A 21,445-nucleotide genomic window follows, 5' to 3' on the forward strand; every position below is an offset into this window, starting at 1 on the left:
ACGGAAAGGCGGTAAGAAGATGAGCAAGATTAAAAAAGTTCTTATCGCCGTTTCCTTCCTTGTGCTGGTATTTTCCCTTGTTAAGTTAGCGACAGCGTTCCTGGAGGGTTATGCCGAGCAGGGGAAAATCGATGAGCTGACCCAAATTTGGGAAGAATCGGACAAAGGAGAAGGGGAGGCGCTCCCCTCCCCTTTCATTATGAAAGCGAACGAGCCGGTCATGCTCCCCGAATTTCGAAAGCTCTACGAAAGAAATCCAGACATCGTCGGTTGGCTCAAGATCGACGGCACCCGAATTGAGTACCCGGTCATGCAGAATCTACAAGACGAGCAGTATTATCTCGAGCATGATTTCGATAAGAAGAAGAGCAATGGCGGCCTCCCCTTTTTGGACAAGCACAGCCGGATCCATGGTTCCGACATATTGCTGATTCATGGACATCATATGAAAAATGGCTGGATGTTCAAGGACTTGATGAAGTATAAGAAAGAAAGCTTCTACAAGGAGCATGCCACGTTCCAGTTCAGCACGCTTTACGAACAGGAGGAGTATGAGATTGTTGCCGTTATTCTGTCACAAGTGTATCGCAAATCGGATGATGTATTTAAATACTATCAGATCGAGAAGGTAAATACGCCCGCTGAGTTCGATTCGTATGTTCGGAATATCAAACAGCTTGCTCTTTACGAAACGGGGATCACCCCCCGTTATGGCGACAAGCTCATTGTATTGTCCACCTGCGAGTACTCGACCGAAAACGGTCGGTTGGCGGTGGTCGCTCGAAAGCTTAATTGACGATGTCGACATACAGCGTTCTAGCTGGAATAAATCGCGTTCTCCATTGGAGGGCGCGATTTTATTAGATTTCTAGAAAGTAATTCCCAGGTGTTGACAGGGGGCTTTATCCCATGTTAGGATCAACCTAATTGATACGAACGGAGGGGTTACGTGTGTTGAACTAATTCTTCGATATTCTTTGCACAATGAATTAAGCGGTGGTTTAAGGCTATTTAACGTGCAATCGTAATCGAAGAATGGTTTGCCTCATGGTAACCGGATTAGTTATATGCGACTGGGGATAGGGAATAATATCTCCGTTATGTCATATACAAGGATTTTAGGAGAACTCATTATATTGCGTTCATTCTCAAATTCTCTATTCGATTACAGCATGCACAGGCCAATAACCTGTGTTTTTTTATATTTCTATTAATCAGTGGAGGATTTAAATATGAACGAACGATTCATAAAAGTAGATGGAATTCATATATGTACAGACAGTTTTGGAGAGCCTGTTAATCCCGCCATTTTGTTGATTATGGGTGCCCAATCCTCAATGATTTGGTGGGAAGAAGAATTTTGCCAACGTTTGGCGGAGACAGGGCGTTATGTCATTCGTTATGATAACCGCGATGTTGGACGTTCAACAACTTATGAGCCTGGTCACCCGGGCTATACATTTGAAGACATGGCTGATGATGCCGTTCGTGTATTGGATGCTTATAAGATTGAGCAAGCGCATATCATAGGCATGTCCATGGGCGGTATGCTGGCTCAAATGATTGCACTGCGGCACCCGGGAAGAGTTCTAACCATTACCCTCTTGGCAACGTCCAATTTTGCTCCGCATCTTCCTCCGATGGAGGAAAGGATTATGGATTTTTTCTCGAATATGGGGGTTATTGATTGGTCTGACAAACAATCGGTAGTCGAATTCGCAATCAATCGGTCCAAAATCTTAACGGGATCAAAGCATATTTGTAATGAGAAGAAAACAGGCATGCTGGCTGGAAAAGAGTTTGAAAGAAGTAACAATATAGCCAGCATGAGTAATCACGCCTTGGTGACTGGTGGAGAATCTTATCTGGCTCGGACGAGTGAAATCAACGTGCCCGCGCTCATTATACACGGTACAGAAGATCCCATTATCCCTTATGAACATGCAGAACATGTGGCCCAAGAAATTCCGGGCGCGGTTTTACTGACATTGGAAGGCGCAGGGCATGAACTTCATGAGGATGATTGGGATATCATCATCGATGCGGTTTCAGAGCTTACTTCAATGCCAAATTGAAAGCCCACAACTCTTGGTTCAATCCGATCACTCATCTCGACATTTAGGGTCGGCATTATTCATTAACAGGGAAGCGGAGAGGGCCTATTCAGAGGTCCTCTCCATTGTGCATTGAAGTGATCCGCGAAAGATATATAGGATTTCCGTCAATGGTTGCCGGATCCTATGAAGCGATGATATATTTTGGATAGATTTACGTCTATATCAATGAGAAAAATAATAATCGTTGAGAGAGGTGTGTTTCAACATGGGAACCACGAAGGTAAGCGTTGAAGCCGTGATTAAAGCACCGATTGAGAAGGTATGGACGTATTGGACGGAGCCCGAACACATTACAAAGTGGAATCAAGCATCTGAGGATTGGCATGCACCACGGGCTGAGGATGATTTGCGGGTCGGCGGGAAGTTCGTAACCCGAATGGAAGCAAAAGATGGCAGCATGGGATTTGACTTTTCCGGAGTGTATGACAACGTGAAGCCGCATACGTTGATTTCCTATACGATGGAGGATGGGAGAAGTGTTGAGATTGCCTTTCGATCCGAAGGAGAAGAAACGAAGGTCATTGAAACCTTTGATGCTGATAGCGCCCACCCTGTTGAATTTCAACAAGCTGGCTGGCAGGCGATCATGGACAATTTCAAAAGGTACACCGAATCACGCTAAGTAAGCCTCTGGGGGCGTATTTATTCGCAGAGGTTTCCATTTAGCTTCGGCTTATGTAAAAGCAGAAGGCACCCGATTTCATATCGGGTGCCTTTTTGAATGAAACTTCATATCTGCATTACTGTGCTTGCAGGCGCTGAATCCGGTCATCCAGATCCGGATGCGAGGAGAACAGCATCATGCGCTTTTTCCCGCTGCTAATCTTCAGTGTGGCAAGGGATGAGGCCTCGCCTTCGTTGGCCTGATTCATATAGGCTTTAAGCGATTGGAGAGCATGGACCATTTTGTCCTTGCCGGCCAGATCCGCTCCTCCCCGGTCGGCATGATATTCGCGGTAGCGCGAGTAGGCCATGACGACCATGCTGCCGAGGATTGAGAATGCGATTTGGAACACGATCACAGCGATGAAATGAACGATCGGAGCCAGCTCTTCCTTGACAAGGCGGGATGCTGCCCATGCGGCGATGCGCGACAGGAACACCACGAACGTATTGACAACGCCTTGGAGCAGCGTCATGGTCACCATGTCGCCATTGGCGATATGAGCGACCTCATGGGCAACGACACCCTCTACAGCATCGCGGTCCATATTATCCAGCAGTCCGGTCGAGACAGCCACAAGCGAACGCTTCTTCGACGGTCCGGTTGCAAATGCGTTAACCTCTGGCGAATCATAGATGCCAACCTCCGGCATATGCATAAGACCGGCCGCCTTGGACAGGCGATCTACCATTTCGACGAGCTCGCGTTCTTCACTGGACAGATTGCCATGAGGGTCCAGAACTTGAACGTTCATCATCTTCTTGGCCATCCAGCGCGACATCGCTAACGAGATAAAGGCTCCCGTGAAACCGATGACGGCGCTGAAGGCGAGCAGCGAGCCCATGTTGAGGCCGCCTTGCTCATTAATATAGCCCCCGATGCCGAGCAGCGAGAGAATAATGCTGATCGTCACCAATACTAGAATATTCGTAAGAATGAAGAAAAAAATCCGTTTTGCCATGCGTCTCCTCCTAGCGCTTCTATTTGCACTTTGTTTCTACTATTTTAACATACTTTGCATGATGATCCCACGAGTTTTCGGGACCTTCGGCATCCGTCGGTGGCTTAAGACGTAAGAGGAGCCGTCCGATTAGGATTTGCGATCTGGTCAGCATGGCTCTCCAATGGGTTAAAGCACAACAATGATCATAAGCATACATTCAACGGGACTTATAATGGTATCAGGAGGGAGGCAAATGAATGAGTATATCCAACAGATGATCGATTGGATCGAAGAACATCTGAATGAGAAATTTTCGCTGGAGGACTTGGCTCGTTATATGGGGTATTCTCCGTATTATTGTTCTTTTAAATTTCATCAGGTAACAGGAATAAGCATGAGACGCTACATTCTTCTGAGAAGATTGTATTTATCTACAGAAGATTTAGCGAATCAGCGAAAAATTCTCGATGTGGCGCTGGATTATCATTATTCATCGCAGGAAGCCTACAGCAGGAGTTTTAAATCCGTATTTGGTGTCAGCCCAAGAGAATTTCAACGCCATCAAATGCCTGTTCAATCATTTGCCAAGCTCACAATATATCAGAGTGAGGACGGTCGTAGAATGAAAATAGCTAGAGAACATGAGGTTGAACAATTAAAGAAGAGGAAGATCGAATTATTCGACGACAATGTACTGAATATATTAAATGGTCAACTCATGTATGAGGCGTTTAAAAACAAAAAGCTCATGGGAGATTCTGATTATGCACCATTCAATGAAGCAATGTGTGTGAACGCCACGACATCATCTATTTTCGATCATGCTTTTATTAATACAAGAGCGGCAGGGCATCGTGAGTCCGTAGAAAATTACACCAACAAGGTCATAAGGCCCTTAGCTCCTTTGTTGGATAAACACTATGACTACATTGTTTTATGGTTTGGCGAAGACATGTTCTGCCAGATGAATCTTCTAACGCTCCTTGCTTATCTTGAACAGTCTCAGTATCAAGGTAAGGTGTTTTTTAATAGCTTTAGAGAGGATGAATTTAAAGTCAGCCAAACGGAGGTTCCTTTAGGAATCTATCATTCGGTCTATGAAGAAGTATTGGTCCAGCACAGGAATCCAAGCAATGAGCTGCTCCCCGTGATGTACCAGGCGATAGAGCTGTTCTTAGAGATGCAGAAAGAAGATAATCCAGTAATAAAATATATCTCAAACCATAAACACCTGCCTACAACGGAACTGCTGAAGCGATTATTTGAGGTTTTCCCAAACGTGGGATATGGAGATGCGCAGTATTTAGAGCTGATTCGCAAGGTAGAATGAACGGCCTTGTTGCTTCCGCGGTAAGCTTGTTATTCCTGCAGCTGTTATAATTATACAATATTCATATGCGTTTCAATTGCGAGAAACCAAAGGAGGGGCAAGGGTGGCAAAATGGGACAATATGCTGTCCATGCTATGGATGCTGCGGACCGGAAGGAAGCTCACAGCTGCGCAGATTGCAGACCATTTAGAGATCAGCGTCCGCACGGTGTACCGGTATATCGATGCATTATGCGCAAGTGGCGTGCCGGTGGTCGCGGAATCGGGACATGACGGCGGGATTCGCATTCTGGAGAGCTTCAAGGATACGCCGCCGTTGTTCTTCAGCGCCGAAGAGTTGAAGGCGCTGATGGATGCGTTTAAATTTGCCCAAGGTGCAGGCTATCCATATACGGAGGAGATTCTCAGCGTGCTTACGAAGGTGGAGAACGGGCTGCACGAAGAGCTGCACCATGATCTGTCCCGCCGAACGAGCGGCCTCGATGTGATTTCTCCGGCGCGGCCGCCCTCCCTCATTCCGCTGCTCAGGGAGCTCGAGCAGGCAGTGAAGGATGGGCGCACGGTCCGTATCGCTTATCGCAAAGCGAATGCGGAGCAGGAGGATGAACGTGAAGTCGATCCGTACGGGCTCGCATACGACCGGAACGAGTGGTACATCGTCGCGTTGTGCCACCGGTCGCAGGCGGTCCGAACGTTTCGCGTGGACCGAATTGCGCAGCTGATACCGACCGGGGCGCTGTTCGAGAAGCCTGAGCGCTTCTCCGCGTCCGCCTATTTCCGCGACCAGTCCAACCGGGATCGTGAGGCGGACGGACCGTTGACGGTCATCCGCATTGAGGGAGGGCAAGATGCGCTGAACGCGATTTGCCACCACTGGCATCTGCGCCATTATCTGACGGAACGTACTGATCGGGAGGCGCGGTTTCTGATCGATGCTCCGACGATGAACAAGTACCTTCCGATGTATCTGATGACGTTTGGTCCGGTTATTCGTGTCCGGGAACCGCTGGAGTTGAAGCGCCGGATTCGGGAAATGGCAAGCAGCATCGTACAGCTCTATGAGGATGTTGATCTCGTTTGAACTTCACTGACAGCCGTTGTCAGCGAACCGGGTATACGATAGAGACAGGACTTCGATAGCTTAACGACTAAAAGGATAAGGAAGGTGCATTATTCATGCTTAGACACTCAGATCAGTTATACGATTATCATGTGTGGGCGAACGATCGGGTGTTCGCTCATCTGGAGCAGCTTCCGGAGGAAGTGTTTCATGCGGAAGTCACAAGCGTGTTTCCGTCCATATCACAAGCACTCGGACATATCTACTTGTTTGATCAGCTATATCTGGATGTGCTCGGGGAAGTTCCGAATGAGGAGATTTTTGTGAAGATGCCAGGTTGGAAGGAGGAAACGCAGGGCAAGTCGGTAGGGGAGATGCGCCAGCTATTTGCGAACGTCACGGAGCGGTACCGCGACTTACTGCGTCGCATACCCGACCCCGACAAGGCGATGACGATCGAGCATCCACGATACGGACGTCTCGATACGCGTTTCTCCGACATCCTGCAGCATGTGGTGAATCACGGGACGTATCACCGAGGCAATGTCACGGCTATTCTGAGGCAGCAAGGGCATCCCGGGGTCCCGACTGATTATTTATTTTATTTGATGGAGCGGCAGGGATAACCGCTGGAATCGGCCCATGATTTATGGGCGGCTTTGCATGTTGATCCCTTGTGATCAAGTCGTGAAACGGGCGGAGGAGGCGAAGATGTTTCCCTCCTGCCCGTTTTGGGTTCCCTCTTATTCTTGAATCCGAATCTATACCTGGTCCTAGTGGTCATCCCCTTCTCTCAAACCACTTCTCCCTGAACGAAAGGGATAGCGATGCAAGGAGGGGGAGAAGACGGGACTTCTGTTTCCCTCATATCCATCCGTTCACCGCCTGCTTGGACGATATGAAGCTGCCTAGCTGCTTCCGCTTAGTGCGGGTGTGGTAGTGAACCTTTGTTCAACCTCATGCTATTGGAGTGTGACCTCAGGGTTGAGTGTGATTTCAAAGGCGCGCCACCAGATGAAATCCGGATTGTCGTAAGCAAGGCAAGCGCTGCTGTATTCTGCCAACGTCCACGCACACCCGTTTATCTCCTTGACACTGCATGCCGGAGCGGAGGTGCCGATTAGGAAAGCGTTCCTTCCGGCCAGTGTTGTCGTATGAATCTGCATTTGATCCCGGAGGATCGTGAACACATGCTGGTAAGCTGACTCCGTGTTAAAGAGACGCATGTTCTGATCAGCGAACGAGGCTTGCAGATTATCATAACGAATATGGCTTGGCGTTCTGGAATAGCTCCGGACTTCGGCTATAGCTAGCCTTTTATAGTAGTAATCCTTCAAAAACCGTTTGAACAGCAGCGATCCATGCGCGTTAACGGCCGACTTCAGCTCGGAGGCAGCGGTCTCTGTGACCAAGAAAGCATACCGTGCTTGCCCCATGCCAAGCGAGAGGCCCATAATGTTCCCGGCCGTATTCCATGCGCTATAACCCAGCAACCGTCCCGTATAATTGCTATCCAGCAGCGGTTCCGTAACCGCCTGATTGGCTGCGCCTCTTCCGGTGAAATCCATAACTACCGTTGCTATGGAGCTTTCTCCATTGGCATCGATACGGTTTACGGCACTGGACACCTGGGTTTCGTCTGTAATCGCCACAATTTCAATGTCTGGTGTGCTGTCTACATATAGGCCGTCAATCACATCGATATGCCGCAGAATGTTGTGATGTAGCGTCATATATTCATAGTTGTTGATGATTGTGGAACCATGAGGACCGTAATATTGGATGGAAATTTTCGTTTTACTGCCTCCGCGATGCAGTTGATTAGCCATCCGTGCTACCAGCGAGTGACCCAGCCCGTCTGCATCAGGCAAAATAACAGCACGATCCGGATTCTGCCCCTCGCAACCGCCTAGATAAGTGTCAATGTAGTTCTCGACAAATCTAATTTCATTGATTTGCACACCTTCCTTGTTGGCATCGTCGACACCAATGGCCAGGAAATCGATATAACCGTGACGTACAAGCTGGTCGAGTACATAGTAGTTCGTTTTAAACTTATGTTGTCTAGTGTTATAGTAATGGCTTTTATTAAAATGAATGGTTTCGCCCAGCTCCGTGCCATCACTGGATACATTATAACCGCTCACAATGTCGCCAAAGTCTGTATATTCTCTTCGAGCTATACCCATGAAGCTACGAGACTCGGTGTACGCATCGTAAGAGAGTCCTTCCACATAAGAGGTGGTAGCGAGTCGCATAATGGTATCAAGCACATAGACCGGCTTGTCCGGATAAAGCTGTTTAATCTCACGGATCACATCAAGCAAGTCCGTGGTCTCCGAATCATAATGCGGATACATCCCTGTTCCGCTTGTCCGCAAACGTCTACTGCCGATTAACCCTCCATAAACAAGCATATCGATCGAAATAATGAATCCCTGTACAGAAGCGGCATGACTCAGTATGAACTGACGAATATTATCCGGTTTACCATAAGAAGGTGCCGAGGTGCCCATAAGCTGGCTGCCTGTAGTTTCTGCGACCGAGTCGATTCGGTTACGAATGTCCTCAGCATTCGGTGTAATCACGTTCAACCCTGAAGCTTGCCCCAATTTGATTACATCATCAAGATTTACCGGACGGTCGTCCAAGGGTACATATAATACATTTTTCATCGGTGATCTCTCCTTTTGATGATTTTAATTGGCCTTCATCTATATAGGTAAATCTATCGTTCCGTTAACAACCGCGGATCATATATTTTTGTTAAGAATACGTACCTGAAACTTTAGCATCGAATAAAAGGAGATAGAGGAAGTGCGAAGAATCATTTTAATAAGGGAGAGGTGAATGAGGAATGGATAAAAAAGCAGCGGCTATTGCAGCGAATGAAATGCCTGAAGGAACGCAGGTGATTTACGGACAGTACGCCGAACGAGGGGCTTATTATTCCTGTTCTTACCGGCCGGATATCGTATATGCCCAGTATGGGGATGTACAGAGACGGCTTCAGATTATTATGCCGCATCGTGCGGGGGCTCGTTTTCCTTTAGTTGTCTTCGTTCAAGGCTCGGCTTGGAGGAAACAAGACATTCATGTCAACATTCCAAACCTGTGCCATATTGCAGCGAAAGGGTATGTGGTAGCCAGTGTGGAGATTAGAGAGTCGGACATAGCGCCGTTCCCGGCCGCTCTTGAAGATGTGAAATGCGCGATCCGGTTTATGCGCACGAACGCAGCAGAGTACGGGGTCGATCCCAAGCGGGTTGCGGTATGGGGAGATTCATCGGGCGGGCACCTTGCCTTAATGACGGGACTTACCATAGGCGAATATGATAACGGCCTGTATAGTGAGCAGACAGATGAGGTGTGTGCAGTCATCGACTATTATGGCGTTACGGATCTGCTTACCCTAGGGAAGTATAATGACATTCTTGACCATGATGCAGCCGATTCACCAGAAGCGTTATTCATTGGAGGAAGAGTGCCGGACCATGTGGAACTGGCGAAGAAGGCTAGCCCCGTCCGTCAGGATCTGGATAAGAAACTCCCACCATTTCTCATCATGCATGGAGACAGCGATAACATTGTCCATGTGAATCAGAGCATAGCGATGTACAAAGCGCTCCAGGAGCATGGACAGAGCGTGGTGTTCTATAAGGTGCTAGGTGCGGATCATGGGACAGGCTTTTGGAATCCGCAGGTGCTGGAGATAACGGAGAGATTCTTGTCTGCCCATTTATATCGTCCCATCCTTGATCCACCGCAATTTCAGCATGATCAGCATGAGGAATGAAATAAGTTGTACAGTGAGCCTTCCATCATACGTGTGGGGGCTTTCTTTTTCAGCGGGAACTTGCTATGATGAAATCACTTATTAAACGCGTTTAATAAGTCTCCGGAAGGATGGGATATTGTGCAATACAAGAAGCATTGGTCGATTCGGAAGATAAGAATTGGTAATGAAATCTGAATGGAGTCTAAGAATGGGAGCACACACAGGATGAGTACGCTTTTGTTATTGATAATTTATTTGGCCTTTATCAGCCTTGGGCTGCCCGATTCTCTGATAGGCGCATCGTGGCCTGTGATGCGGCAGGAGCTGGGCGCACCGATCGGAATGGCAGGACTGCTGTCGATGATGGTGACGGCGGGCACGATTGTATCCAGCTTGGTGAGTGGATTCGTTGTAAGCCGGTTTGGCACAGGCCGCGTGACGCTGGCGAGCTGCATTATGACGGCTGCGGCGCTGATAGGATTTTCTTATGCGCCATCGATCGCGTGGCTGATCGTGTGCGCCATTCCGCTCGGGCTCGGTGGAGGCGCGGTCGATGCCGCGCTGAATCATTATGTAGCGGCGCGCTATAAAGCCCACCATATGAGCTGGCTGCATTGTTTCTGGGGCATCGGAGCGACGGCCGGTCCGATGATTATGGCTGCATATTTGTCCGGAAATGCATCTTGGAGAGAGGGATATTTTGCCGTAGGGAGTATACAGTTTGCGCTGGTGATCATTCTGTTCGTTTCGCTCCCTTTATGGGGCTATATCGCCAAGCATCACTCCGGAGGTACGGAACGGCAGCCATCGGGCGGGCAGGAGCCCCACGATCTTACGGCGGGGAGCAAGCTTAAGAATGCAAGGGGAGTCAAATATGCCTTGGCCGCCTTTCTATTCTACTGCGGAGTGGAGACAACGGTGGGTCTGTGGGGGAGCAGCTATCTGGTCAGGGTACACGGGCTTCCGGCTGAGGAAGCCGCATTGTGGGTTTCGATATACTATGCGGGCATCACGATCGGAAGGTTCATCACCGGATTCATCACGTTCAAGGTCAGCAATCTGCTGCTCATTCGAACAGGTCAGATTATGACCTTTGTCGGCGGACTGCTTCTGTTGCTGCCGCTTCCGCCAGGCTTCGCGCTAAGCGGATTGCTGATGATCGGACTAGGACTCGCACCGATCTATCCGAGCATGCTGCATGAGACCCCTGCCCGATTCGGTGAGCGGCATGCAGGGAAGATCATGGGGTATCAGATGGCTGTTGCCTATACGGGGACGACGCTGTTGCCTCCGTTTCTGGGGGTGTTGGCCGGTTATACAACAATCGGCATATTCCCGCTCTATATCCTGTTTCTCGTTGCGGGAATGCTGTTATTCTCTGAAATTCTGAATTTCCTGATCAAGGGACGGAGTGAGGAAGGCCAAACCTGAGTCGATCGTGGTTCGAAAGGGAATAGAAACAACGGAGCACAATAATACCCCGGCGATCTTCGCCGGGGTATGTTATGTAATATGGAATTGCGCATACAAAAACACTGTGGTATGATAAAAAAACCGCCACTGCATCTTTTTAAAAAGATCATAAATAACCCATCTTATCTTTAATTTAATCTTAGCATCTGGTGCGGTGGTTTGTCAAATGTTTTTTTCGGAATAATCTGAAGGGGAGTGTGCGCTCGCATATGGTCAATGAGCAGGATTGGATTCAGGAACAGGAACGGCTGCATGTCGTAACGCAAAAGCTGCAAGCAAGAATTGCTGAGCTGGAGCCGGAGGTAGCTGGACTACAGAGTCACACGGCGGAAATTCGCCGACGCTTCTGGGAGGAAGTGACGGTGAATACAAGCACGGATGAGGATCTTGAAGAGACATTCTACAGCATTAAACAGCAGGAGGCATTGTTATCAGAGCGGGAGAGAAGCTACCGGCTGCGCGTGCAGCAATGGCACGACTTGCATCGGCTGCTCAAGTCACCCTACTTTGGACGCATCGACTTCCAGGAGGATGGGCTCGGCTATCGTGAACAAATTTATATCGGTGTGTCCTCGTTCGTGGAGTCGGACGGGTTGAATTTTCTGATCTATGACTGGCGTACCCCCATTGCGAGCATGTATTACGATGCTTCCCCTGGACCTGCTGCATACGACACACCTGGCGGACGGATCACGGGAACGATGGAATTTAAGCGTCAATACCAGATTAAGGATGGTCAGCTTCTTAACGTGTTCGATACAAGCTTAACGATTGGCGACCAATTGCTGCAGCAGGTGCTGGGCAAGGGTGCGGACACACAAATGAAGAGCATCGTGGCTACCATCCAGAAGGAGCAGAATGCGATCATCCGTGACGACACCAGCCGAATGCTGATTGTGCAAGGGGCGGCAGGCAGCGGGAAAACCTCGGCGGCCCTGCAACGGGTCGCTTACTTGCTCTATAAACACCGGGAACGGTTAAAGGCAGACCAAATCGTTCTGTTCTCGCCCAATCCGATGTTTAACAGCTATGTATCAACCGTCCTTCCGGAGCTTGGCGAGGAAAATATGCAGCAGGCGACGTTTCAGGAATATCTGGAATACGGACTGGGTACAGGGCTGAAGTTGGAGGACCCGTTCGACCAGATCGAATACGTGTTGACAGAGCAGCACACACGCCAATACGAGGCCCGTCTGAAGGGGATTGCATATAAAGCTTCCGCGGAATTCCTCCAAGCGCTGAAGAATTATTCAGTGTGGCTAGGACGTGAAGGCATGTGCTTCAACAGCATCCGGTTTCGGGATCGCGAACTGATCGCTGCGAAACGGATGGAAGAACAGTTCTACAGCTATGATCCCTCCATCCGCCTGGCCAATCGCGTAGCGATGCTGCAGGAGTGGCTGCTGAAGGAGCTAACCTTGCTGGAGCGTAAGGAGCGGGAGGAGGATTGGGTCCAGGAGGAGCTGAATTACCTCGACAATGAGCAGTACGATGCCGTCCACAAAGAGCTGCACCAAGAGCGCGGGGTCTTCGATTTCGCCGAGCAATATGAGCAAATTCAGGAGAAGCTGCAGAACAAACGCCGCCGTGATGAAGGCGACTTCGATTATGCCGAACGGGAGGAAGAGCTGCTCGTCCGCGAGATTGTGAAGGCGCAGTTTCTACCGCTGAGACGAAGTGTAAAACGGATGGCGTTCATTGACATGCTCGGGTTGTATGCCCAGCTGTTTGGAAGCCAGGACGCATATACGAGAATGACGGGCGGGGCAGAAGTTCCGGAGTTATGGGCGGACATAGGCGAGCAGACCAGGGAGAAGCTAGGCCGATATGAACTGTTTTACGAGGATGCCACGCCGTTTCTGTATCTAAAAGAGCTGGTTGAGGGCATGCGCATGAACACGGAGGTCCGGCATGTCTTCGTTGATGAAGGGCAGGATTACTCCATGTTTCAATACGAATTTCTCAAGAAGCTGTTTCCCCATGCCCGCATGACGGTGCTTGGCGATTTCGGTCAGGCCATCTTCACACAGGCAACGGAGCTCTATGGCACGAACTCACCCTTGCTCCGGTTATATGGCGAGTCAGACACCCGGCTGATTCGGCTTGTGCGCAGTTATCGCTCCACCCGTGAGATTGTGGAATTCACCCGAGCGCTGCTGCCGGGCGGTCAGGATATCGTGCCTTTTGACAGAAGGGGGGCGAAGCCGCTTCTTATCAAGGCAAGCAGCAGCGGGGACCTGGTCATGCGAATGGCAGAGGATCTTGCGGCGCTTGAGGCCGAGGGCTACCAATCCATTGCTGTCATTACGAAGACCGCCGCCGAGAGCAGCGAAGCCTGGCATCGTCTAGAAGAGAGCGGTGCGTCCGTGCGGCTGGTCACGAAACAGACGCCCACCTTCGAGCATGGGGCGGTCGTCTTGCCCGCCTATCTGGCCAAAGGTGTTGAGTTCGACGCCGTTCTGATCTATGACGCCTCGGCACGGGTCTATCACCGGGAAAGGGAGCGCAAGCTCTTTTATACGGCCTGCACTCGTGCTATGCACCGGTTACAGTTATATACGTCAGGGGAGTGGTCGCCATTCATTCAGGCGCTGGATGCATCGCTGTATGAGGTCCGGGCTGAAGGCGAGGGAGATTCCTCCGAAGTACCGGCAGAAGGCCGTTGAGGCCCATGACGGCTGTGAGCTGATCGTCCGTTCGCTCACACGAACCATTCACCCATCTAAACAATTCGATTCACACAACCCATTCGTCAATAGCCGATTCATGATCATGAATGAGCCATCCGCTCGGGATGGCTCTCTTTCTGTTTCTACAACCCTGGATCAGTATGGGGCTGTCCTCATCCAGACCTCAGTTAAATCTCCGAATCGATCGGCAGTTTCTTGATCGGGGCATAGATGTGGTAGGCGGCATCCAGATGCTGAACATCATCAAACACTTGAATAAGCTCGATATGCGAATCCTCGGTCTCCTGTCTGGTGATTTTCAGAAATCTTGCATAATCAGTTTTCAGCACGTCCCCAATGTCCAGGATATCTCCCGTATATTTGAATTTGGCACAGAAGAGCTGGGGGACATCCACGGTGAAATAATACGGCAGATCGATCTGCACTTCACGCGGAATGCCGAACAGCACCTTGAACCGGGTGGAGTGGGGCTCGCAGTTGGAATAGATCACATAGCATGGGTCGTCCGCGGTATCATCCATGTGATTGAACAGCATTTGGGCATGGGTTCGAATCCGCGCTTTGTAATCCCCGGCCAGGTCCACTTCAAAGGCGATGCCGCTCACCCGGAGCGTGCCCAGTTCCGTCAGAGTGAAATCGGTGACAATATCCCCGTTCACGTTCTTGACCGGTCTTTGTACAACAGCAGGAATCGGTTCAGGCGTAATAACGGCCTGCTCTGCTCGTAACGATTTGGGCGGCACCCCGTACTGACGCTTGAAGGCGCGTGTGAAAGAAGCTTGTGTACCGAAGCCCAGCTCATATGCGATGTTTGTCAGGGACATTGTTTTGTTGTGGATGAGCGGCAAGGACGCATTCAGCCTTCGCTTCAAGATGTACTGGCTTAACGAGCAACCCATCATCGCCGAGAACAAGCGGTGGAAATAAAATTTTGACATATGAAAAGCATCTGCAACGGAATCCAGTGACAAGGGCTGCTGCAAGTTGTCCTCGATATGCACCAGAGCCTGCTCGACCACTTTGTGATGGTCCATTGTCACCCCCCCTTTTTCCGGGTTCTAGTGAATGTTGTGGTCAGTATACCACACCGCAATTAGCGGAGGATCAAATGATTTGTAAAATCAGAAGAACACGCTGCGGAGCCTGCATTCACCAGCCCCTTCTTCTGCGTTCCTTCCGGGGAGCAGCGTAGTACCGGCGCATTACAGCAAGATTTGAAAAGTAATGACGGGCTGGCCCTGGTACATTGGTGTCATACGGGAGGGCAAGAGGATATTTGCCTGGGCAAAATGGTCGCACACACCTTGGCATCTGGTCAGCATGCACCCCCGGTCATATAGGTACTTGAATGGAGGTCGTCTCAATGGATATCAAGGATAACAAGCAAACAGGCAAGCCGCATATAACCGCATCCGGCCTGATGCGCGGTACCGGTGTATTTGCCATCTTGGCTGGACTGTTATACATCGCCATTCAGTTTATTCATCCTGCTGAGGAACTGTCCGCTGTCCGTACTGCCCCGTGGGTCATGGTTGCCGCTTTGAGCATGCTTATGTCCCTGTTCTTCCTGATCGGGTTGACCGGGATTTATGTGAAACAAGCGCAGGAGGCGGGCTGGCTCGGGGTGGCAGGATATCTGATCTTCAGCCTGTTCTGGCTGGCCTCGACCGCCTTCAGCTTCGTGGAAGTGTTTGTGCTGCCATTGCTGGCCACCGACGCACCACTATTCGTGGAAGGGTTCCTTGGGATTTTTGGCGGCGGCAGCAGCGAAGCTGACCTGGGCGCCCTTCCGGCATTGGCGCCAATAGCAGGGGGGCTGTACTTGCTGGGCGGTCTGTTGCTGGGGATCACTACCTTTCGCTCCGGTGTTCTGCCCCGTGCGGCGGGGGCCCTGCTTGCGTTCGGGGCGGTGGTGACGCTCGCTGCTGCTGTCATTCCTCATCCGCTAGATCGGATTCTGGCCATTCCGATGGGGCTGGCCCTGATATGGCTGGGCTATGTGCTCAGCTCGGGTCGCGAGCGAAGTGCCGGTGTGTGAATGAAACCCACAGGTTCATGATGGCCGGGGGCTCAAGCTTCCCGGTTATTTTCCATGTTCCCATAGGACAACAAGCTTCGGCGACCATATCATATATATGTCGTAACATCCAGTATCCGAAGGAAATCAAGCCCCTTCGTCGAACTGATATATAAGTAGCGAACGGAATAGTATAAATGGAACGCGCTTATATGCAGAGCGGGAAGAGAGGGGCGTGCGGGCAGCAATGAAGGACATTTTGAATAAATATATGAACAGACTGACCTCACTGAGTGAAGAGGAGCAGCAAGCCATTATCGAGGAGCTGAATATCGAGCACTTTAACAAAGGGGAGGTCCTGATTCGGCAAGGGGACATCCCCACGAAATGTTATTTCATCCTGCAGGGCTGCGTAAGGCAGTACTCGGTGGATGAAGAGGGACGGGAGATTACTTCGAATTTTTATACCGAAGAACAGGCGATAGCAGTGTTCAATCATCACCGGGAAGACAAGTCGTCAGACCATACATTCACCTGTATGGAGGATGGCGTGATGGTTGTAGGCCAGCTCGACATTGAACAGGACATGTACAACAAATACACGCAATTAGAGACGATGACTCGCAGAATGATTGAAGAGAACTTAAGTCAGGTTCAGGCCGAGTTTGCCGTCTTTATCGCCTCATCGCCTGAAGAACGCTACAAAACGCTGTTGAAGAAGCGCCCTTCCCTCATCGACCGTGTGCCCCAGCACCAGCTGGCAAGTTATCTGGGGATGACCCCGGAGTCCCTGAGCAGAATCAAGAAGAGGGTGTTTCGGGACTCGATGTAGCCGGGAAGCTGGGCAACGGACGCTTTCCTGTTCCCCCTCTGAACAGCAGCCATAGGGCGAAGCCCGCTTCTCCGGCTGTCATCGGCAGCATAAATACCATTTCAAGCACTGAGCCGATCCCCTCATGCTCCGCAAAAAAGATCTGAGCCCCGTGAACCAGGCCATAACCGGCTGAAGCAATCAGCAGCAGAATGCCAATCCATCTGGGCACATGGCCGGATTTCAGAGCCAGCAGCCCTAGAATCAGCAGGTGTCCGCCAAAGATAATTAAACCCACCGACCATATCTGTTCAAACGCTTCGAAATACAGCAATACCTGTGCTCCAACCTGCTCTTGCGTAAAACCCGATGACACGGCATCACCGCCGACCAGCAGCTGAACGAACAGCAGCTGCATAATCGCTATGCCCAGAATCGCCGAATACGTGATCCGAAGCCACCCGCCTAGCAGGGATAGATGGGGATGAGTAGGTTTGAAGAAGACATAACAGGCCCAGGCCACAACAATATCGCACAGTAAAATGACGAGCCAGCCCAAGATCTCTCCCCGAAAAAGAGCGCCGCTGGTGGTTACATGATTCAATGTGGCAGCTGCATCTCCAGGAACGAGCAAATTTCCATGGACATATCCATATGAAAACGCCGCGGCGATCATCATGATCACAAGTGCCGTACCGGCAATGAGCGCTGGTTTTCGCCGTCCCGCAATATCGTTTCTTAAAGGATTCATTCAGGCATTCCTCCCGATTGGTGATGACCCCATTGTAGCCGGTCAGGGCGGGATGTTCATTGACTTAAGTCAAGAGTTCGATTGAATGGACGGAGACCTTTCGAATACAAAAAAAGGCCTCAACGCCCACCATAAAGTGGGGATGAGGCCTTTTTGATTAAAAAATTACTGATTTCTTCTTTTCTCCAGTTCTTGCATGAATGCTTCTTCATTCTCAAACAATTCGACACCCATAAGGTAGGAGAGAATGCGCGGCAGGTTCGTGTTATCGATCAAACCAACGAATTCGTTGGCGCCTTTGCCGTACGCATACAATGGAAGCTCTTCTCCTGTATGATGACGGGATCCCCAGCTGATCAATGCGTGACCGGATACCACCGTTCCGACTTCATTAATGAGCGTAGTGGCATTATTCCAGTTGACGCTTGTCAATTGAGCAACATCCTCTTCGGTCAGCTTGAAACCAACAATAGGTTCAACAACTTGCTTCACATCAACCCAATAGGCTGTTGTAACGTTGCCATCTTCATCTTGTCCATAGGCTACTTGCAGTCCAATTAATTCGGCGATGGATTTCAGGTTGAAGTACGCTGTGCCATTCTCCACAAAGAAGTCGGATTCTTGCTCCTGCGAAGCAACTTTCACCGATTTCTCTGGCAGATTCACCGTAAATGCCGAATTCGCAATTTCAACATCGACAGTGAGATCAGTACCGTTGTAATCCAGTTTTCCGTCCAGCTGGTCAACGACTTCTCTCAGCGGCATGTAGATGTCATGATTAACTACCCGAACCGAGCTGCCAACATCGGTGGTGATTGCCTTGGAGAGCAGTTCCGCGCCGACGGTATTCACGCTTCCGGTTGCATTCTTCAATACAGCGATATTTTCTTGGTACCCGCCTGGCGTGTTACCGATGTTCATACCGCCTGTTTCGTGGTCGCCAACGACAACAACCAGCGTGTCCGAGTTTTCTCTGGCAAACTCAAGCGCGACGTCAACCGCTTCTTCAAATGCCAGCATGTCAGTAATCAGGGCGATAGGATCGTTGGCATGGCCGGCCCAATCAATCTGACTGCCCTCAACCATGAGAAAGAATCCTTTATCGTTCTTGCTAAGCGTATCCACTGCCAGCTTCGTCATTTCAGCCAAGCTTGGGACATTTTGTTTGTCGCGGTCAATTTCATACTTCAGATCACTCATGGCAAACAAGCCAAGAATTTGGTCTCCGTCTACTTGTCCAATTTCGCTGCGATTTGTAATATACTCATAACCCGCAGCCTTTGCTTCCTCTACCAAATTACGCTCCGGCTGTTTACCACCCTCAGACTCAGGCAAGAACATATCACGGCCACCGCCGAGAATAACATCGACATTATTGATATATTCAGTAGCAAGTGCCACTTCATTGCCGCGGCTTGGATCATGTGCCGTGAATACCGCAGGCGTTGCATGCGTAATCCGAGAAGTAGCAACCAGTCCCGTTGACTTGCCGCTCTCCCGAGCTGCGTCGAGAATCGAATCCGGTTTCACACCGTCCGGCGTAACCGAGATCACACCATTATTCGTTTTGTATCCGGTTGCCATCGCTGTACCTGCGGCGGCAGAATCCGTAACATTGGTATCTGCGGAGGCAGTCTTCATTAATCCTTTCACATAGCGTTCAAAGGACAGTTCCTCTCCCTTGTAAATCCGTGTTGCTGTCAAATAGCTGATACCCATGCCATCCGGAATTAACAGAATCACATTTTTTGCGCTGCCCTTTTCTTCCGCTCCGACAACGCTTACTAAACTGGTCCAAATGAGTACCGCTGCAATGAAAACCTTTGCGGATCTGCTGTAGAATTTCGAGAACATAATCTAACCTCCTACTAATCCATTGGAATAGCTTTACTATAATAGCAAAATATTAACGTATTATTCGAGGGAGGTTAAGATATTGTTAATTAAGGGTGTTTGTCTAGTCATTAAAATGATAACTTTAGTGTTTACAATCTGACTGTAGTCAGGTAGTATGTTTCCATACTGTAATTTTGGAGGTTCATATGGAAACGAAAGTGATAGAAGTCAGAAGGGCTGCTTTATGGGGGAGATCCTTTATTTTTATTATGGCTGCCAATGCCCTTCTGTTTATGGTGTTTGAAATGATGCTTCCGACATTACCACTGTTTGTCTCGCATCTTGGCGGAGGGGCTTCGGAAATAGGGATGGTAACGGGGGTGTTCATGTTCTCGGCGATCTTAATTCGTCCATTTACTGCGAAATTGGCAGCGCGTATAGATAAAAAGTATCTGCTGTTGATCGGCATCGCAATATGTGCGGCAATGACAGGTCTATACTACCTTGCGTCAGGTACGGCGATGATTTTGGTCCTCCGGGTCATCCATGGGTTTGGGTTTGGAATAGCGACCACGTACTTCGCTACCTTAGCGACAGAGAACATTCCAGTGGAACGCCGCGGGGAAGGAATGGGCTATTTTGGGGTAGGGGAGACCGTGGCGGTCTCGGTCGGACCTTTAATCGGGATGAGTGTGTTGACTCAATATGATTTTCACGGCCTCTTTTTCGGAGGGATGTTTATTTTGCTCCTGGCACTGCTGATGGCTGTGTTCGTCTCCCGGAAGCCGCATACTGGCACTGTGGAAGACCAACCGGAAGTTCCCTTTAAGCTGATTGAAAAAAGAGTACTCTTTCCTTCACTGCTCATCATGCTGATAGGGGTTGCGGCAGGCTCGATCATGTCGTTCATCGCGCTATACGCTGCCGAAAAAGGATTTGATAAGATAGCCTGGTTCTTCTTTATCGTTGCTTTGGCCAGCTTCGCGGTTCGCCTTGTATCCGGAAAAATGTTCGACCGTTTCGGCCCAGGCTCCGTGCTTGTACCCTCAGCTGTATTTATGGGTGTAGGCATCTGGTTGCTTACACAATCCGGAAGCGAAGCGTGGTTTCTCGTGTCGGCGGCCGTCTACGGACTAGGTTTCGGCGCTGTTTTTCCAGCGATTCAGACCTGGTGCATCAATCTGGTTGATGAACATGAGCATGAGAATGCGATGGCTTCCTTCTTCAACTTTTTTGACCTTGGCATAGGTGGAGGGGCGATGATTCTGGGCCTGGTTGCTTCAGCATTCTCCTATGAAGTAGTGTATGATGTAGCTATAGCCATCATGATCTTATACTTGCTTTTGTATATTGGTTATGCCAGAAGGAAGAGAAACGGATAAGTGAATGCATTGTGTCGGAGGTAAATCTAGTTGAGTAAAGACAAAATTAAGGAAATTGCGATTCAACACTTTAATCGTTACGGGTACGAGGGGACCCGGATGGCAAAGATCGCCGAAGAGGCAGGGATCCGCAAGCAGTCCCTTTCGTACCATTATTCGAGCAAGAAGGAGCTGCTGCTGGAGCTGTACGCGGAAGCAGTGCAAAGTGAAATCGAATTTGTGCATCATTATTTTCACCGTGCCGGCGGATGGTCTTGGGAAGACAGATTGTATAACTTCTTGGTGGAGCATAAGAACCGCTTCTTGATGCATCCTAACGTAAACTTAATGTTTGTGTTTTCATTTATCCCGCCACTTGAAGTGAATGACTATGTCTTATCTCAATACAGACGCTATCTTGCCGTGCTAAAAGGGGAGCTGACCGCGTTATTTGAGGAGGCTGGACACCCATCACCGGAGGAATGCTCGGTAGCCTATGTTACCCTATTGGACGGACTTGATGTGCAGCTGGTCTATGAGACACATCAATCGTACGAGCGCACGATGGCGATTGCTTGGAGCGTATTTCTTGCCGGAATACGGCATGTCTAAGC

Annotated in this window: 18 protein-coding genes; 13 read left to right on the plus strand and 5 right to left on the minus strand. The window is 49.7% G+C overall.

Annotated features, from left to right (window positions below; genetic code table 11):
- Positions 1–19 precede the first annotated feature (19 nt).
- The 3 genes from srtB to CHH75_RS17340 all read left to right on the plus strand — a co-directional run bounded on the left by srtB (position 20) and on the right by CHH75_RS17340 (position 2,739).
- Positions 20–796, plus strand: a complete 777-nt coding sequence (gene srtB, locus CHH75_RS17330) for a class B sortase (RefSeq protein WP_095266754.1) — start codon at positions 20–22, stop codon at positions 794–796.
- Between the two features lie 436 nt (positions 797–1,232).
- Positions 1,233–2,075, plus strand: coding sequence for an alpha/beta fold macrolide esterase (gene mle / locus CHH75_RS17335; protein ID WP_095398768.1), 843 nt, complete (start codon positions 1,233–1,235; stop codon positions 2,073–2,075).
- Between the two features lie 247 nt (positions 2,076–2,322).
- Positions 2,323–2,739: an SRPBCC family protein gene (locus CHH75_RS17340; protein WP_095398769.1), complete on the plus strand. Its 417-nt coding sequence runs from the start codon at positions 2,323–2,325 to the stop codon at positions 2,737–2,739.
- A gap of 118 nt (positions 2,740–2,857) precedes the next feature.
- Here the strand turns inward: CHH75_RS17340 and htpX are convergent, their stop codons facing one another.
- Entirely contained in the window at positions 2,858–3,742 is an 885-nt protein-coding gene (gene htpX, locus CHH75_RS17345) for a protease HtpX (protein WP_095267993.1), read from the minus strand.
- 235 nt (positions 3,743–3,977) lie between these two features.
- On the opposite strand from htpX, the gene CHH75_RS17350 reads away from it, so the two are divergent.
- The 3 genes from CHH75_RS17350 (at position 3,978) to CHH75_RS17360 (ending at position 6,740) form a co-directional block, all read left to right on the plus strand.
- Complete coding sequence (locus CHH75_RS17350; RefSeq protein ID WP_095398770.1) at positions 3,978–5,054, plus strand: helix-turn-helix domain-containing protein; 1,077 nt, start codon at positions 3,978–3,980, stop codon at positions 5,052–5,054.
- 103 nt (positions 5,055–5,157) lie between these two features.
- Positions 5,158–6,135 (plus strand): helix-turn-helix transcriptional regulator, encoded by a 978-nt coding sequence (locus CHH75_RS17355; protein ID WP_095398771.1) that lies wholly within the window; start codon positions 5,158–5,160, stop codon positions 6,133–6,135.
- A 95-nt stretch (positions 6,136–6,230) separates the two neighbouring features.
- Positions 6,231–6,740 carry a DinB family protein gene (locus CHH75_RS17360; RefSeq protein ID WP_095267996.1) on the plus strand — a complete coding sequence of 170 codons (510 nt, stop codon included), beginning with the start codon at positions 6,231–6,233 and terminating at the stop codon, positions 6,738–6,740.
- 336 nt (positions 6,741–7,076) lie between these two features.
- Here CHH75_RS17360 and CHH75_RS17365 read toward each other — a convergent pair whose 3' ends face one another.
- Positions 7,077–8,789, minus strand: coding sequence for a DUF4127 family protein (locus tag CHH75_RS17365; RefSeq protein ID WP_095398772.1), 1,713 nt, complete (start codon positions 8,787–8,789; stop codon positions 7,077–7,079).
- A 182-nt stretch (positions 8,790–8,971) separates the two neighbouring features.
- Here CHH75_RS17365 and CHH75_RS17370 point away from each other — a divergent pair, with 182 nt between their 5' ends.
- From CHH75_RS17370 to helD, 3 genes are all read left to right on the plus strand, one after another.
- Positions 8,972–9,910, plus strand: coding sequence for an alpha/beta hydrolase (locus CHH75_RS17370; RefSeq protein ID WP_095398773.1), 939 nt, complete (start codon positions 8,972–8,974; stop codon positions 9,908–9,910).
- 207 nt (positions 9,911–10,117) lie between these two features.
- A complete protein-coding gene (locus CHH75_RS17375) occupies positions 10,118–11,323 on the plus strand; it encodes an MFS transporter (protein WP_095398774.1) in 1,206 nt (401 codons plus the stop codon).
- Between the two features lie 251 nt (positions 11,324–11,574).
- Positions 11,575–14,031 (plus strand): RNA polymerase recycling motor HelD, encoded by a 2,457-nt coding sequence (helD, locus tag CHH75_RS17380; RefSeq protein ID WP_095398775.1) that lies wholly within the window; start codon positions 11,575–11,577, stop codon positions 14,029–14,031.
- A 191-nt stretch (positions 14,032–14,222) separates the two neighbouring features.
- On the opposite strand, the gene CHH75_RS17385 is transcribed toward helD, so the two are convergent.
- Positions 14,223–15,089 carry a helix-turn-helix transcriptional regulator gene (locus CHH75_RS17385; RefSeq protein ID WP_095398776.1) on the minus strand — a complete coding sequence of 289 codons (867 nt, stop codon included), beginning with the start codon at positions 15,087–15,089 and terminating at the stop codon, positions 14,223–14,225.
- Between the two features lie 329 nt (positions 15,090–15,418).
- Between CHH75_RS17385 and CHH75_RS17390 the strand changes: the two genes are divergently transcribed.
- Positions 15,419–16,093 (plus strand): hypothetical protein, encoded by a 675-nt coding sequence (locus tag CHH75_RS17390; protein ID WP_095398777.1) that lies wholly within the window; start codon positions 15,419–15,421, stop codon positions 16,091–16,093.
- A 226-nt stretch (positions 16,094–16,319) separates the two neighbouring features.
- Positions 16,320–16,904 carry a Crp/Fnr family transcriptional regulator gene (locus tag CHH75_RS17395; protein WP_095398778.1) on the plus strand — a complete coding sequence of 195 codons (585 nt, stop codon included), beginning with the start codon at positions 16,320–16,322 and terminating at the stop codon, positions 16,902–16,904.
- Here CHH75_RS17395 and CHH75_RS17400 read toward each other — a convergent pair.
- On the minus strand, positions 16,873–17,634 hold the full coding sequence (locus CHH75_RS17400) for a DUF4386 domain-containing protein (RefSeq protein ID WP_095268004.1): 762 nt from the start codon (positions 17,632–17,634) through the stop codon (positions 16,873–16,875). The genes CHH75_RS17395 and CHH75_RS17400 overlap by 32 nt on opposite strands.
- A gap of 165 nt (positions 17,635–17,799) precedes the next feature.
- Positions 17,800–19,488 carry an alkaline phosphatase gene (locus tag CHH75_RS17405; RefSeq protein WP_095268005.1) on the minus strand — a complete coding sequence of 563 codons (1,689 nt, stop codon included), beginning with the start codon at positions 19,486–19,488 and terminating at the stop codon, positions 17,800–17,802.
- Between the two features lie 188 nt (positions 19,489–19,676).
- On the opposite strand from CHH75_RS17405, the gene CHH75_RS17410 reads away from it, so the two are divergent.
- Together CHH75_RS17410 and CHH75_RS17415 are read left to right on the plus strand one after the other, a co-directional pair.
- Positions 19,677–20,852, plus strand: coding sequence for an MFS transporter (locus CHH75_RS17410; protein WP_095268006.1), 1,176 nt, complete (start codon positions 19,677–19,679; stop codon positions 20,850–20,852).
- 30 nt (positions 20,853–20,882) lie between these two features.
- The gene (locus CHH75_RS17415; protein WP_095268007.1) at positions 20,883–21,443 is read left to right on the plus strand and encodes a TetR/AcrR family transcriptional regulator; all 561 of its coding nucleotides are present in this window, start codon (positions 20,883–20,885) and stop codon (positions 21,441–21,443) included.
- Positions 21,444–21,445: the final 2 nt, after the last annotated feature.

The sequence above is a fragment of the Paenibacillus sp. 7541 genome (genome assembly GCF_002276395.1).
In the GTDB taxonomy this organism is placed as follows: Bacteria; Bacillota; Bacilli; order Paenibacillales; family Paenibacillaceae; genus Paenibacillus_AQ; species Paenibacillus_AQ campinasensis.